This is a genomic window from Micromonospora sp. MP36 (genome assembly GCF_008119785.1).
In the GTDB taxonomy this organism is placed as follows: Bacteria; Actinomycetota; Actinomycetes; order Mycobacteriales; family Micromonosporaceae; genus Micromonospora.
Genome location: NZ_VSFA01000001.1, coordinates 483,837 through 496,145, shown reverse-complemented (window position 1 = coordinate 496,145; position 12,309 = coordinate 483,837). Strand labels below are relative to the sequence as shown.

The window sequence follows — 12,309 nt, the reverse complement described above, 5'->3', positions numbered from 1 at the left end:
GACGACAGCGGCGGCCCGTCGTCCCACCGGGGACGGCGGGCCGTACGACGTCCGGGCGGCGGTGCCGGCGGGACGGTCAGCCCTCGACGGCCGGGACCCGGAGCCGGCGGGTGAGGTCGGCGCGGCGGGCGTACTCGGCGGGGTCGTCCGGGTAACCGACGGCGACCAGGGTCAGCCCGTGCGCCGGGGCCACCGTGACCTCGCTGGACCGTTCCCGGCGGGTCAGCAGGCTGGCCGGCCACTCGACCGGCCGACGGCCGTCCCCGGCCACCAGCATGGCGCCGACCAGGCTGCGCACCATCGCCTGGCAGAACGCGTCGGCCTGCACCGTGGCGACCAGGATCCCGTCCGGGTCGCGCCGCCAGTCCAGCCGGGTCACCTCGCGCAGCGTGGTGGCGTTCTCCTTGCGCCGGCAGTACGCGGCGAAGTCGTGCTCCCCCACCAGGCCGGCGGCGGCGGCGTTCAGCGCCGCCAGGTCGAGCGGCTTCGGCCAGGAAAGGGTGTCGGTGCGGCGCAGCGGCTCGGCACCCCAGGGCGCGTCCGTGACCCGGTACGCGTAGCGGCGGAAGGTGGCCGAGAAGCGGGCGTCGAAGTCCGCCGGCACCTCGGTCATGGCGCGTACCCGCACGTCGGGCGGCAGCAGCCGGGCCAGGCGGCGCAGCAGGCTCCCCTCGTGCTGCCGCCACACGGCGGTCGGCAGGTCGAGGTGGCAGACCTGCCCGGTGGCGTGCACGCCGGCGTCGGTGCGGCCGGCCACGGTCAACCCGGTCGCGGTGCCCGCGCCGAGGACCAGGTCCAGCGTCTCGACGAGCACCCCGGCGACCGTACGCCGGGTGGGCTGGGCGGCCCAGCCGGAGAAGTCGGTGCCGTCGTACGAGACGTCCAGCCGCAGCCGGGTCCGCTCGTCCACCTCGTACCTCCCGTTGACGGCGTCGGGCCCGGCACCCCAGTGAGGGATGCCGGGCCCGACGATGCTGCCTCTGCTCAGGCCTTGTTCTCGTTGGCCTCGTCGCTGTCCTCGCGGGCGGCGGCGGTGTCACCGGAGACGTGCACCGGCGGCTCGGAGTCCTGGTCGGCCGGGGCCGGGCTCTCCTCGGCCGGGGCCAGGGCCTCGACCTTGTCCTGCTGCGCGGCCTTGCGGGCGGCAGTCTTCTTGTTCGCCTTCGGCTCGGCGACCTGAAGCTCCTCCACCAGCTCGATGATCGCCATCGGAGCGGCGTCACCCTTGCGCGGGCCGGTCTTCACGATCCGGGTGTAGCCACCGTTGCGGTTGGCGTACCGGGGCGCGATCTGGTCGAACAGGGTGTAGACCACGTCCTTGTCCTTGACGACGGCCAGCACCCGCCGACGCGAGGCGAGGTCGCCCCGCTTGGCCTTGGTGATCAGCTGCTCGGCCAGCGGACGCAGCCGCCGGGCCTTCGTCTCGGTGGTCTGGATCTTGCCGTGCTGGAACAGCGAGGTGGCCAGGTTGGCCAGCATCAGCCGCTCGTGCGCGGGGCTGCCGCCGAGGCGGGGGCCCTTGGTGGGCGTGGGCATTGTTGGTGCTCCTCAGATGTGGCGGCAGCCGGACTTAGAGCTGCTCGGTCTCGCGGTAGTCGTCGGTGTCGTAGTCGGCCTCGCCGAAGGCGTCCACGACGTGCGCCGGGTCGAAGTTCGGGGCGGAGTCCTTCAGCCCCAGGCCCATCCCGGCGAGCTTCATCTTGACCTCGTCGATCGACTTCTGACCGAAGTTCCGGATGTCGAGGAGGTCCGCCTCGGTACGCCCGATCAGCTCACCAACGGAGTTGATGCCCTCGCGCTTGAGGCAGTTGTAGGAGCGGACGGTGAGGTCCAGCTCCTCGATCGGCAGAGCCAGGTCGGCCGCCAGCTGGGCGTCCTGCGGGGACGGCCCGATGTCGATGCCCTCGGCGGTCTCGTCCAGCTCCCGGGCCAGCCCGAACAGCTCCACCAGCGTCGAGCCGGCCGAGGCCAGCGCGGTACGCGGGCCCATCGACGGCTTGGTCTCGACGTCGATGATCAGCCGGTCGAAGTCGGTCCGCTGCTCGACCCGGGTCGCCTCGACCCGGTAGGTCACCTTGAGCACCGGCGAGTAGATCGAGTCGACCGGGATCCGGCCGATCTCCGCACCCGCCTGCTTGTTCTGCGCCGCCGTGACGTAGCCACGACCCCGCTCGACGGTCAGCTCCATGTCGAGCCGGCCCTTGCCGTTGAGGGTGGCGAGCTTCAGGTCCGGGTTGTGCACCGAGACACCGGCCGGGGGCTGGATGTCACCGGCGGTCACGTCGCCCGGGCCCTGCTTGCGCAGGTACATGCTGACCGGCTCGTCGTGCTCGGAGCTGACGCAGAGCTCCTTGATGTTCATGACGAGCTCGACCACGTCCTCCTTGACCCCGGGGATCGTGGTGAACTCGTGCAGGACACCGTCGATCTTGATCGAGGTCACCGCCGCACCCGGGATGGACGACAGCAGCGTGCGCCGCAGCGAGTTGCCCAGGGTGTAGCCGAAGCCCGGCTCCAGCGGCTCGATGGTGAACCGGGACCGGGTCTCGTTGATCGACTCTTCGGAGAGAGACGGTCGCTGGCTGATGAGCATCTTTTCTCTTCTCTTCCGGGGCGCCCGCTATATGACGCCCACGACACAAACTGTTCCGGTGGCCCCGCCCCGGAGGGCGGGGCCACCGCAACGAGCCCTTACTTGGAGTAGAGCTCGACGATCAGCTGCTCCTGGACCTGGGTGTCGATCACCTGGCGGGCCGGGAGCGAGTGCACGAGGATCTTCAGCTGGCTCGGGATGGCCTCCAGCCACGCCGGGACGGTCCGCGAGCCGGCCTCACCCTGCGCCACCAGGAACGGGGTGAGCTCCTTGCTCTTCGCACGCACCTCGACGATGTCGTGCTCCTTGACCCGGTACGACGGGATGTCGACCTTCTTGCCGTTCACCGTGAAGTGACCGTGCTTGACCAGCTGACGGGCCATGTCCCGGGACTTGGCGTAGCCGGCCCGGTAGACCACGTTGTCCAGCCGCGACTCGAGGATCTGCAGGAGGACCTCACCGGTCTTGGCCTGCTTGCCCACGGCCTCCTCGTAGTAACCGCGGAACTGCTTCTCCAGCACGCCGTAGACCCGGCGAGCCTTCTGCTTCTCACGGAGCTGGAGCAGGTACTCCGTCTCCTTGGTGCGGCCACGGCCGTGCTGCCCGGGCGGGAACGGCCGGGACTCGAACGGGCACTTCGGGCCATCGCACTTGCTGCCCTTGAGGAACAGCTTCATCTTCTCCCGCCGGCAACGGCGGCAGTCAGCACCGGTGTAACGAGCCATCTCTCTCTAACCTCTCAGACCCGGCGACGCTTCGGCGGACGGCACCCGTTGTGCGGCTGCGGGGTGACGTCGGAGATCTGACCGACCTCGAGGCCCACGGCCTGCAGCGAACGGATGGCGGTCTCCCGGCCGGAGCCGGGTCCCTTGACGAACACGTCGACCTTGCGCATGCCGTGCTCCATGGCCCGACGCGCGGCGGCCTCGGCGGCCAACTGCGCGGCGAACGGAGTCGACTTGCGGGAGCCCTTGAAGCCCACCTGGCCCGCGGAGGCCCAGGAGATGACCGCACCGGTCGGGTCCGTGATGGACACGATGGTGTTGTTGAAGGTGCTCTTGATGTGCGCCTGCCCGTGGGCGACGTTCTTGCGTTCCTTGCGCCGGACCTTCTTGACGGCGGCTCCGGCACGAGCCTTCGGTGGCATAAGTCTGTGCGCTCCTAGTTACTTCTTGCCGGGCTTCTTCTTGCCGGCCACGGTCCGCTTCGGGCCCTTTCGGGTCCGCGCGTTGGTCTTGGTCCGCTGGCCACGGACGGGCAGGCCCCGGCGGTGCCGGATACCGGCGTAGCAGCCGATTTCGACCTTGCGGCGGATGTCAGCGGCGACCTCGCGGCGAAGGTCACCTTCAACCTGGTAGTTGGCCTCGATGTGGTCGCGGAGCTGCACGAGCTCCTCGTCCGTGAGGTCCCGAGCGCGCTTGTCCGGCGAGATACCGGTGGCGGCGAGCGTCTCCAGGGCACGGGTGCGACCGACCCCGAAGATGTAGGTGAGCGCGATCTCCATCCGCTTGTCGCGGGGGAGGTCCACGCCGACTAGACGTGCCATGTGCGGGCGTACTCCTCGTGATGTTGTGGCGGAGGTGTGGACCCGTCCCACCCCGCTACCGACCGTCCCTGTCCTTCCGGCGTCACGCGCCGGCGACCGGGATCGGTCGCTGCCCGAGCGGGCCCCGGCCTCCGACCGGGGGTCAACCACGAGGGAGTACGCGCTGCGTACGGCTCGCGGCTGGGACGAGCATGTGCTGTGTTGTCTGGATCTGCGACCCGGACCGATCCGACCGGCCGTCACGACCGGTTGGACTGGTTCAGCCCTGGCGCTGCTTGTGGCGCGGGTCCTGGCAGATGACCATGACCCGGCCGTGCCGGCGGATCACCCGGCACTTGTTGCAGATCCTCTTGACGCTCGGCTTGACCTTCACGGTTGCCTTACTTCCCATCTGGCCCGGAGGCGCGACGAGGCGCGACGCCGGACGTCGAAGACGGACACGGGGACGTCCCGGCCGTCGTCAGGCTTACTTGTAGCGGTAGACGATGCGCCCGCGGGTCAGGTCGTACGGCGAGAGTTCGACGACGACCCGGTCCTCCGGCAGGATGCGGATGTAGTGCTGCCGCATCTTGCCGCTGATGTGAGCCAGCACCTTGTGGCCGTTCGCGAGCTCCACGCGGAACATGGCGTTCGGCAGGGGCTCGATGACCCGACCCTCGATCTCGATGGCTCCGTCTTTTTTCGGCATGTCCTCCGCTGTCCTGACGTCGGTTGCTCCGGACGGCCCACAACGTCTTACACGGGTGAACTGATCAAGATCAGGAAACCCGCGCCAGCCGCGGCTCCAGCTCCCACCGAAGCGCGGGGTGGGCATGCCGGAGTGGACGCTGTGCGCCGATCAGAAAGTGTACGCCCGCCTGCGCGCCGCCGCCAAACCGGCCGCGCATCCGACCACCGGCCGGGGAAATTCGTCAAGCCACGCCGACCTGCCGTGACGCCGGCCACACCGCTGCCGCGCCGCGGCGGCTGCCGCTACCGATCCCCCGCGTCGCCCGCCTGCCGCCGGGCCTCCCGGCGGGCCCGGCGCCGCTCCCGGCGCCCCGCCGCGCGGCGGGGCTCGCCGGTGGCCAGGCCGCCCGCGGTACGCATCAGCAGCACGGCACCCCACGGGCCGAGCGCCCAGACCGGCCAGTAGAAGACAAGTTCCCCCGAGCCGAGGCAGGAGAGCAGCCAGACCGCGGTCAGGATCGCCGCCACCCGCAGCCAGGGCAGCCACGCTTCGATCAACCACCGGGTCGAGCTGGCGGCCGGCACCGGCGGCTCCGCGGACACCGGGGCGGGCTCGGGGCCGCGCTGCACGGGCGCCAGGGCCGACCGGTCCGCTGGCGGGGGCCCGGGCAGGTCCGCCAGCACCGCCGCCAGGTCGCCGTACGTCTTCGCGCCGTAGGCCCGCCCCAGTCGTTCGTCGTACTCGTGCAGGTTGAGCCGGCCCTCCTCCAGGGCCACCCGGAGCCGCTCCGCCGTGGCCTCACGGTCGGCGTCGGCCGCCCGCATCCCGCTCCGCCCGTCCATGACGGTAAGCATGACATCGGCACGCCAGTTGCCGGAAACGCCCTTTCCGATCGACCAGCCCTGGCCGGCGACGAGGACGGCGCAAGCGCCCGATCGGGGGCGAACCTCCCAGCCGTCGCCCTACGAACCTGCTGACGCAAACGGATCGGCCTGGTTCGAGTGCCGACACGGATCCTCCGGATCGCCACCGCCGGGCCAGCCCCAGGCCCGGCGGGGTGGTGGCCGCCTCCGGCCCCGGTCCGACGCGGCACCGCCCGCGGTGTCGCCTCCCGCCCTCACCCGCGCCGCCCGCGCGCTCGCCTGCACCCCTCGCCGGCCACCGCCCCGTGGCCACCGCCGTCACCGGGCGGCACCCGTGCGCTCGTCTCCGCCGTCCGGGTACGACACGCGCGATCGTCTCCGGCGTCGGGTGTCGGGTGTCGGGTGTCGGGTGTCGGGCGGCGGGCGGCGGGCGGCGGGCGGCGAATCGTCTACGACATCAAGTTCGTAGCGACGCGCACGGCATGCCTGGAGCGGTGCTCACCGAGACAGTGGTGACGCCGTGGCTGCCGGCCGGCGCGCCACCGGGCACCCGCGAGGAGACTCGGCAGCCGGGGCACGCCGGGCCGGACGCGGGCCGGTCAGATCGCTGGGGAGTCCGCCGGCTGGCGGGCGGTGACCAGGTCACCGAGCCGGGCCCGGCCGCCGTCCTCGGCGGTCAGCACCCACACACCGTCGTCCAGCAGGGCCATCGAGTGCTCGACGTGCGCCGCCACCGACCCGTCCCGGGTGACCACGGTCCAGCCGTCCGACAGTTCGACCGTACGCGGCGAGCCCATGGTGATCATCGGCTCGATCGCCAGCGCCATGCCGGGCACCAGCCGGGGGCCCTTGCCCGGGCGCCCGTGGTTGAGCACGTGCGGGTCCTGGTGCATCTCGGTACCGATGCCGTGCCCGCCGTACCCGTCGACGATGCCGTACCGGCCGGCCTTGCGGACCGCGTGCTCCACCGCGTGGGAGATGTCGGTGAGCCGGCCCTTCCCACCGGCCGCGCCCCGGGCGGCGGCGGCGATGCCGGCCCACATCGCGTCCTCGGCCACGGCGGCCATCCTCAGCAGGGCCGGGTCGGCCTCGCCCACGCCGACCGTGATCGCCGCGTCGCCGTGCCATCCGTTGAGCACCGCACCGCAGTCAATCGAGATCAGGTCGCCCTCGCGGAGCACCTGCTTCGAGGACGGGATGGCGTGCACCACCTGCTCGTTGACCGAGGAGCAGATCGACGCCGGGTAGCCGTGGTAGCCCTTGAACGACGGAACGGCGCCAGCCTCCCGGATGGTGGCCTCGGCGATCGCGTCGAGGTCGGCCGTGCTCACACCGGGGGCGACCGCCTCCCGCATCCGACGCAGCGCGCGGGCGACCACCAGACCGGCGGCCCGCATCATCTCGATCTGGTCGGGGGTCTTCAGCTGGATGTCCAGCTGGGGACGACGCATGGAGGCGTTACCTTTCGTTGCGCGGAACAGCGGGGCACGTCGCACGTACCCCGCTGCTCGCACTCTATCCGCCGGAGGCGGGCGGGACGTCAGCCGCCGTAGGAACGGAGGGCGTCGATGGCGCGGACGGTGACGTCCTCCACCGGCCCGGTCGCGTCGATGCCGACGAGCTTGCCCTGGGCGCCGTAGTAGTCGACCAGCGGCGCGGTCTTCTCGGCGTACTCCCGGAGCCGGGCGGCGATGGTCTCCGGCTTGTCGTCGTCCCGCTGGAACAGCTCGGCGCCGCAGCGGTCGCAGATCCCCTCACGGGTGGTGGCGTCGAACTCGACGTGCCAGATCTTGCCGCAGCCCCGGCAGGTGCGCCGGCCGGAGAGCCGCCGGATCACCTCGTCGTCGTCGACGACCAGTTCCAGCACCAGGTCCAGCGCGGTGCCGAGGTCGGCGAGGAGCTTGTCCAGCGCGGCGGCCTGCGGGGTGGTACGCGGGAAGCCGTCGAGCAGGAAGCCCTCACTGGCGTCCGGCTCGGCGAGCCGGTCCCGCACCATGTTGATGGTGACCTCGTCCGGGACCAGCTTGCCGGCGTCCATGTATCGCTTCGCCTCGACGCCCAGCGGCGTGCCCTGGGAGACGTTCGCCCGGAAGATGTCCCCGGTCGAGATCTTCGGCACCGACAGGTGAGCGGCGATGAACTCCGCCTGTGTGCCCTTGCCCGCGCCCGGCGGGCCAACCAGAACGAGTCGCATCTACCGCAGGAACCCTTCGTAGTTCCGCTGCATGAGTTGGCTCTCGATCTGCTTCACGGTCTCCAGACCGACGCCGACCATGATGAGCACAGCGGTGCCGCCGAACGGGAAGTTCTGGAACTGCTGGTTGTCGAGCCAGATGAAGAAGAAGTTCGGCAGGATCGCGATGATGCCCAGGTAGAGCGCACCCGGCAGGGTGATCCGGCTGAGGATGAAGTCGAGGTACTCGGCGGTCGGCTTGCCGGGGCGGATGCCCGGCACGAAGCCGCCGTACTTCTTCATGTTGTCCGCGACCTCGGTCGGGTTGAACGTGATCGACACGTAGAAGTACGTGAAGAAGATGATCAGCAGGAAGTAGATCGCGATGTGCTCCGGCGCGCTCGCCTTCACGATGTGGTTCTGGATCCAGGCCTGGGTCTTGCCCGGGTTGGTCTGGTCGAAGAACTGGAGCGCGAGCTGCGGCAGGTAGAGCAGCGACGAGGCGAAGATGACCGGGATGACACCGGCCTGGTTCACCTTCAGCGGGATGTAGGTGGAGGTGCCGCCGTACATCCGCCGGCCGATCATGCGCTTGGCGTACTGCACCGGGATCCGGCGCTGGGCCTGCTCGATGAAGGTGACCGCGGTAATGACCAGCAGGACTAGGGCGATGACGAGGAGGAACATCCCCCAGCCCTTGGTGGTCTTGATCTTCCAGCCCTCGCTGGGCAGCCGGGCGGCGATCGAGGTGAAGATCAGGACGGACATGCCGTTGCCGACGCCGCGGTCGGTGATCAGCTCGCCGAGCCACATCACCACGCCGGTGCCGGCGGTCATGGTCATGACCAGGATGCCCAGGGTCAGCCAGTCCGGGATGCCGGTGTCCCGCGGGACGATCGGCCACTGGTCGCAGCGGTTCTGGAAGAGCTGCCCGGAGCGGGCCAGCGCCACGAACGCCGAGGACTGGAGGATGCCCAGGCCCAGCGTCAGGTAGCGGGTGTACTGGGTGATCTTCGCCTGGCCGGCCTGACCCTCCTTGCGGAGCTGCTCCAGCCGCGGGATGACCACGGTCAGCAGCTGCAGGATGATCGACGCGGTGATGTAGGGCATGATGCCCAGCGCGAAGACCGAGAGCTGGAGCAGCGCGCCACCGCTGAAGAGGTCCAGCAGGTTCAGCACGCCGGTGCCGCCGCCCTGGATGGCGTCGAGGCACTTCTGCACGTTGCCGTACGAGACGCCGGGGCTGGGCAGGGTGGCGCCGAGCCGGTAGACCGCGATGATGCCTACTGTGAACAGCAGCTTCTTGCGCAGGTCAGGCGTTCGGAACGCACTGAGAAAGGCGGACAGCAACTTCTTCCTCCTGCGCGACGCGGGCCGCCGGTGATCACTGGCGGAGCGGGGTGGGTGCCGGGCGAGTGCCCGATATCCATAGCTGGGATGGGACTCTAACAGCCCGATCCCGGTCCGGGCAGATGTGCCCGGCTACATAAAACGAATCCGATGTTACCCGGCGCACATTCGCCAGGTAGACCATGGCGCCCGCCCAGTCACGCGGAACTGAGCGGGCGCCATGTGTCGTGCCTTACAGCTCGGTGACCGAGCCACCGGCAGCGGTGATCTTCTCCTTGGCCGACGCGCTGAACGCGTGCGCCGACACCTGGAGCGCCACTCCGCCGAGGTCGCCGGTGCCGAGCACCTTGACCGGCTGGCCCTTGCGGACCGCGCCGGCCTCGACCAGCTCGACCGGGCCGACCTGGCCGCCGTTCGGGAAGAGCTCGGCGAGCCGGTCCAGGTTGACCACCTGGAAGACGACCTTGAACTTGTTCTTGAAGCCCTTCATCTTCGGCAGGCGCATGTGGATGGGCATCTGCCCACCCTCGAACGCCGGCGAGATGTTCTTCCGGGCCTTCGAACCCTTGGTACCGCGGCCGGCGGTCTTGCCCTTGGAGCCCTCACCGCGACCCACGCGGGTCTTCTCGGTCTTGGCCCCCGGCGCCGGGCGCAGGTGGTGGACCTTGATCGTCATTACTCGACCTCCTCGACCTTCACGAGGTGGTTGACCGTGAAGATCATGCCCCGGATCTCCGGCCGGTCCTCCTTGACCACCACGTCGTTGATCCGCTTGAGACCGAGCGAACGCAGCGAGTCACGCTGGTTCTTCTTGGTCCCGATCTCGGACCGGACCTGGGTGACCTTCAGGCGCGCCATCAGGACGCCACCCCCGCCCGGGACGCCAGCATCGCGGCCGGCGCGACGTCCTCGACCGGCAGACCACGACGGGCCGCGACCGCCTCCGGCGACTCGAGCGCCTTCAGGGCCGCCACCGTGGCGTGCACGATGTTGATCGGGTTGGACGAGCCGAGGCTCTTGGAGAGCACGTCGTGGATGCCCGCGCACTCCAGCACGGCACGCACCGGACCACCGGCGATGACGCCCGTACCGGCCGAGGCCGGCTTGAGCAGCACCACGCCGGCCGCGTCCTCGCCCTGCACCGGGTGCGGGATCGAGGCACCGATCCGCGGCACCTTGAAGAAGTGCTTCTTGGCCTCCTCGACACCCTTGGCGATCGCCGCGGGCACCTCCTTGGCCTTTCCGTAGCCCACGCCGACGGTGCCGTCGCCGTCGCCCACGATCACCAGGGCGGTGAAGCTGAAGCGACGACCACCCTTCACGACCTTGGCGACGCGGTTGATCGCGACGACCCGCTCGAGGTGCGGGGTCTTCTCGACGGGCGCGTTTCCGCGGCCGCCCTCACGGCGGTTGTCGCGGCGACCACCCTCGTTGCCACCGGACCCGCCGCCACGGCGCTGTTGACCTGGCATCAGCAGCCTTCCTTCTCTCTCGTGACGGGGTTTCTAGAACTCGAGCCCGGCTTCGCGGGCGGCGTCGGCAAGCGCGGCGACCCGCCCCGCGTACCGGTTGCCACCGCGGTCGAAGACGACCTTCGAGATGCCGGCGGCCTTGGCCCGCTCGGCGAGCAGGGCGCCGACCTTGCCGGCCAGGGCGCTCTTGTCGCCCTCGGCGCCGCGCAGCGAGGCGTCCAGGGTCGAGGCCGACGCCAGGGTGTGACCCTTGGTGTCGTCCACGATCTGGGCGACGATGTGCCGCAGGGAGCGGGTGACGACCAGGCGGGGACGCTCGGCGGTGCCGCTGATGTTCTTGCGGACCCGGAAGTGCCGACGCGCACGCCCGACGGCACGCTTGGCGGCGACGCCGCGGCGGCGCTTGAGCAGCGTGGCGCTCACTTCTTACCTGCCTTTCCAGCCTTGCGGCGGATGACCTCGCCCTGGTACTTGACGCCCTTGCCCTTGTAGGGCTCCGGCGGGCGGATCTTCCGGATGTTGGCGGCAACCTCGCCGACCTGCTGCTTGTCGATGCCGGCCACGTGGAACAGCGTCGGCCGCTCCACCGTGAAGGTGATGCCCTCCGGCGCCGGCACCAGCACCGGGTGCGAGAACCCGAGCGCGAACTCCAGGTCCTTGCCCTTGGCGGTGACGCGGTAACCGGTGCCGGCGATCTCGAGGCTCTTGCGGTAGCCCTCGGTCACGCCGACGATCATGTTGGCGACCAGCGTACGGCTCAGGCCGTGCAGCTCCTTGGCCTTGCGCTCGTCGTTCGGCCGGTTGACGTGCAGCGCACCGTCCTCGCCCCGCTCCGCCGTGATCGGCTCGGCGAGGACGTGGGTCAGCTCGCCCTTCGGGCCCTTGACCTTGACGGTCTGGCCGTCGATCGTGATGTCGACGCCGGCTGGCACCGGGATCGACTTACGTCCAATACGCGACATTTCTACCTGTCTCCCGTTACCAGACGAAGGCGAGGACTTCCCCGCCAACGCTCCGCTTGCGGGCCTGCCGGTCGGTGAGCAGCCCCTGGGACGTCGAAATGATCGCCACACCCAGCCCGCCGAGCACCCGCGGGAGCCCGTCCGACTTGGCGTAAACCCGCAGACCGGGCTTGGACACGCGCTTGATGCCGGCCAGGCTCCGCTCCCGGTTCTGGCCGTACTTCAGCTCGACGACCAGTCGCTTGCCGACGGCGCCCTCCTCGGGCTCCTCGACCGACCAGGTGGCGATGTAACCCTCGGCCTTGAGGACCTCGGCGATGTTCGCCTTGATCTTCGAGTAGGGCATCGTCACCCGGTCGTGGTACGCCTGGTTGGCGTTACGCAGACGCGTGAGCATGTCTGCGATCGGGTCGGTCATCGTCATGGAATTCGTCAGCCTTTCTCGCCGCGGTTCCCCGGGCACGCCCGGGGCCTACGGCGAAGAGCAATAGCTATTACCAGGAAGCCTTGGACACGCCGGGCAGCTCACCGCGGTGGGCCATCTCCCGGATACACACCCGGCAGAGACCGAACTTGCGGTAGACCGCCTTCGGACGCCCGCACCGCTGGCAGCGGGTGTACGCGCGAACCGAGAACTTCGGCTTCGCGGCCGCCTTGAGGATCAGCGCCTTCTTGGCCAT

The 12,309-nt window shown here is 70.0% G+C and carries 19 protein-coding genes; all 19 read right to left on the bottom strand.

The features are described 5' to 3' along the window. Positions 1-76 precede the first annotated feature (76 nt). Complete coding sequence (truA, locus tag FXF52_RS02390; protein WP_148793487.1) at positions 77-910, bottom strand: tRNA pseudouridine(38-40) synthase TruA; 834 nt, start codon at positions 908-910, stop codon at positions 77-79. Positions 911-984: 74 nt separating this feature from the next. Next, positions 985-1,536 (bottom strand): 50S ribosomal protein L17, encoded by a 552-nt coding sequence (gene rplQ / locus FXF52_RS02385; protein WP_148793485.1) that lies wholly within the window; start codon positions 1,534-1,536, stop codon positions 985-987. Positions 1,537-1,570: 34 nt separating this feature from the next. After that, the gene (locus FXF52_RS02380; protein WP_007073009.1) at positions 1,571-2,593 is read right to left on the bottom strand and encodes a DNA-directed RNA polymerase subunit alpha; all 1,023 of its coding nucleotides are present in this window, start codon (positions 2,591-2,593) and stop codon (positions 1,571-1,573) included. A gap of 98 nt (positions 2,594-2,691) precedes the next feature. Continuing rightward, entirely contained in the window at positions 2,692-3,318 is a 627-nt protein-coding gene (gene rpsD / locus FXF52_RS02375; protein WP_073834915.1) for a 30S ribosomal protein S4, read from the bottom strand. A gap of 14 nt (positions 3,319-3,332) precedes the next feature. Beyond that, positions 3,333-3,740 carry a 30S ribosomal protein S11 gene (gene rpsK, locus FXF52_RS02370; protein ID WP_007073011.1) on the bottom strand — a complete coding sequence of 136 codons (408 nt, stop codon included), beginning with the start codon at positions 3,738-3,740 and terminating at the stop codon, positions 3,333-3,335. 18 nt (positions 3,741-3,758) lie between these two features. Next, entirely contained in the window at positions 3,759-4,139 is a 381-nt protein-coding gene (gene rpsM / locus FXF52_RS02365; RefSeq protein ID WP_091262776.1) for a 30S ribosomal protein S13, read from the bottom strand. 259 nt (positions 4,140-4,398) lie between these two features. Continuing rightward, positions 4,399-4,512 (bottom strand): 50S ribosomal protein L36, encoded by a 114-nt coding sequence (rpmJ, locus tag FXF52_RS02360; protein WP_073834917.1) that lies wholly within the window; start codon positions 4,510-4,512, stop codon positions 4,399-4,401. Between the two features lie 93 nt (positions 4,513-4,605). Beyond that, a complete protein-coding gene (infA, locus tag FXF52_RS02355; RefSeq protein WP_007073013.1) occupies positions 4,606-4,827 on the bottom strand; it encodes a translation initiation factor IF-1 in 222 nt (73 codons plus the stop codon). A gap of 284 nt (positions 4,828-5,111) precedes the next feature. Further along, a complete protein-coding gene (locus FXF52_RS02350; protein ID WP_187413283.1) occupies positions 5,112-5,651 on the bottom strand; it encodes a DUF1707 domain-containing protein in 540 nt (179 codons plus the stop codon). A gap of 620 nt (positions 5,652-6,271) precedes the next feature. Continuing rightward, on the bottom strand, positions 6,272-7,123 hold the full coding sequence (gene map, locus FXF52_RS02345; protein ID WP_148793483.1) for a type I methionyl aminopeptidase: 852 nt from the start codon (positions 7,121-7,123) through the stop codon (positions 6,272-6,274). 89 nt (positions 7,124-7,212) lie between these two features. Next, positions 7,213-7,866, bottom strand: coding sequence for an adenylate kinase (locus FXF52_RS02340; RefSeq protein ID WP_073834919.1), 654 nt, complete (start codon positions 7,864-7,866; stop codon positions 7,213-7,215). Then, on the bottom strand, positions 7,867-9,195 hold the full coding sequence (secY, locus tag FXF52_RS02335) for a preprotein translocase subunit SecY (protein WP_148793481.1): 1,329 nt from the start codon (positions 9,193-9,195) through the stop codon (positions 7,867-7,869). It abuts the gene before it with no gap. Positions 9,196-9,427: 232 nt separating this feature from the next. Beyond that, a complete protein-coding gene (gene rplO, locus FXF52_RS02330) occupies positions 9,428-9,871 on the bottom strand; it encodes a 50S ribosomal protein L15 (protein WP_148793479.1) in 444 nt (147 codons plus the stop codon). Next, positions 9,871-10,053, bottom strand: coding sequence for a 50S ribosomal protein L30 (gene rpmD / locus FXF52_RS02325; RefSeq protein ID WP_013473693.1), 183 nt, complete (start codon positions 10,051-10,053; stop codon positions 9,871-9,873). The genes rplO and rpmD overlap by 1 nt, the downstream gene beginning before the upstream one ends. Beyond that, positions 10,053-10,667 carry a 30S ribosomal protein S5 gene (gene rpsE, locus FXF52_RS02320; protein ID WP_073834922.1) on the bottom strand — a complete coding sequence of 205 codons (615 nt, stop codon included), beginning with the start codon at positions 10,665-10,667 and terminating at the stop codon, positions 10,053-10,055. Before rpsE ends, rpmD begins: the two co-directional genes overlap by 1 nt. Positions 10,668-10,700: 33 nt before the next feature. Beyond that, complete coding sequence (rplR, locus tag FXF52_RS02315) at positions 10,701-11,090, bottom strand: 50S ribosomal protein L18 (RefSeq protein ID WP_073834923.1); 390 nt, start codon at positions 11,088-11,090, stop codon at positions 10,701-10,703. After that, positions 11,087-11,629, bottom strand: a complete 543-nt coding sequence (rplF, locus tag FXF52_RS02310; RefSeq protein WP_148793477.1) for a 50S ribosomal protein L6 — start codon at positions 11,627-11,629, stop codon at positions 11,087-11,089. The genes rplR and rplF overlap by 4 nt, the downstream gene beginning before the upstream one ends. 16 nt (positions 11,630-11,645) lie before the next feature. Next, positions 11,646-12,053 (bottom strand): 30S ribosomal protein S8, encoded by a 408-nt coding sequence (gene rpsH, locus FXF52_RS02305; RefSeq protein WP_013288624.1) that lies wholly within the window; start codon positions 12,051-12,053, stop codon positions 11,646-11,648. Between the two features lie 70 nt (positions 12,054-12,123). Beyond that, positions 12,124-12,309 carry a type Z 30S ribosomal protein S14 gene (locus FXF52_RS02300; RefSeq protein WP_007073023.1) on the bottom strand — a complete coding sequence of 62 codons (186 nt, stop codon included), beginning with the start codon at positions 12,307-12,309 and terminating at the stop codon, positions 12,124-12,126.

Excerpts from the sequence above, each read along its gene's own strand:
- rplQ (WP_148793485.1), bottom strand. The coding sequence starts at position 1,536 with ATGCCCACGCCCACCAAGGGCCCCCGCCTCGGCGGCAGCCCCGCGCAC.
- FXF52_RS02380 (WP_007073009.1), bottom strand. The coding sequence starts at position 2,593 with ATGCTCATCAGCCAGCGACCGTCTCTCTCCGAAGAGTCGATCAACGAG.
- rpsD (WP_073834915.1), bottom strand. The coding sequence starts at position 3,318 with ATGGCTCGTTACACCGGTGCTGACTGCCGCCGTTGCCGGCGGGAGAAG.
- rpsK (WP_007073011.1), bottom strand. The coding sequence starts at position 3,740 with ATGCCACCGAAGGCTCGTGCCGGAGCCGCCGTCAAGAAGGTCCGGCGC.
- rpsM (WP_091262776.1), bottom strand. The coding sequence starts at position 4,139 with ATGGCACGTCTAGTCGGCGTGGACCTCCCCCGCGACAAGCGGATGGAG.
- infA (WP_007073013.1), bottom strand. The coding sequence starts at position 4,827 with ATGCCGAAAAAAGACGGAGCCATCGAGATCGAGGGTCGGGTCATCGAG.
- FXF52_RS02350 (WP_187413283.1), bottom strand. The coding sequence starts at position 5,651 with ATGGACGGGCGGAGCGGGATGCGGGCGGCCGACGCCGACCGTGAGGCC.
- map (WP_148793483.1), bottom strand. The coding sequence starts at position 7,123 with ATGCGTCGTCCCCAGCTGGACATCCAGCTGAAGACCCCCGACCAGATC.
- FXF52_RS02340 (WP_073834919.1), bottom strand. The coding sequence starts at position 7,866 with ATGCGACTCGTTCTGGTTGGCCCGCCGGGCGCGGGCAAGGGCACACAG.
- rplO (WP_148793479.1), bottom strand. The coding sequence starts at position 9,871 with ATGACGATCAAGGTCCACCACCTGCGCCCGGCGCCGGGGGCCAAGACC.
- rpmD (WP_013473693.1), bottom strand. The coding sequence starts at position 10,053 with ATGGCGCGCCTGAAGGTCACCCAGGTCCGGTCCGAGATCGGGACCAAG.
- rpsE (WP_073834922.1), bottom strand. The coding sequence starts at position 10,667 with ATGCCAGGTCAACAGCGCCGTGGCGGCGGGTCCGGTGGCAACGAGGGT.
- rplF (WP_148793477.1), bottom strand. The coding sequence starts at position 11,629 with ATGTCGCGTATTGGACGTAAGTCGATCCCGGTGCCAGCCGGCGTCGAC.
- rpsH (WP_013288624.1), bottom strand. The coding sequence starts at position 12,053 with ATGACGATGACCGACCCGATCGCAGACATGCTCACGCGTCTGCGTAAC.
- FXF52_RS02300 (WP_007073023.1), bottom strand. The coding sequence starts at position 12,309 with ATGGCCAAGAAGGCGCTGATCCTCAAGGCGGCCGCGAAGCCGAAGTTC.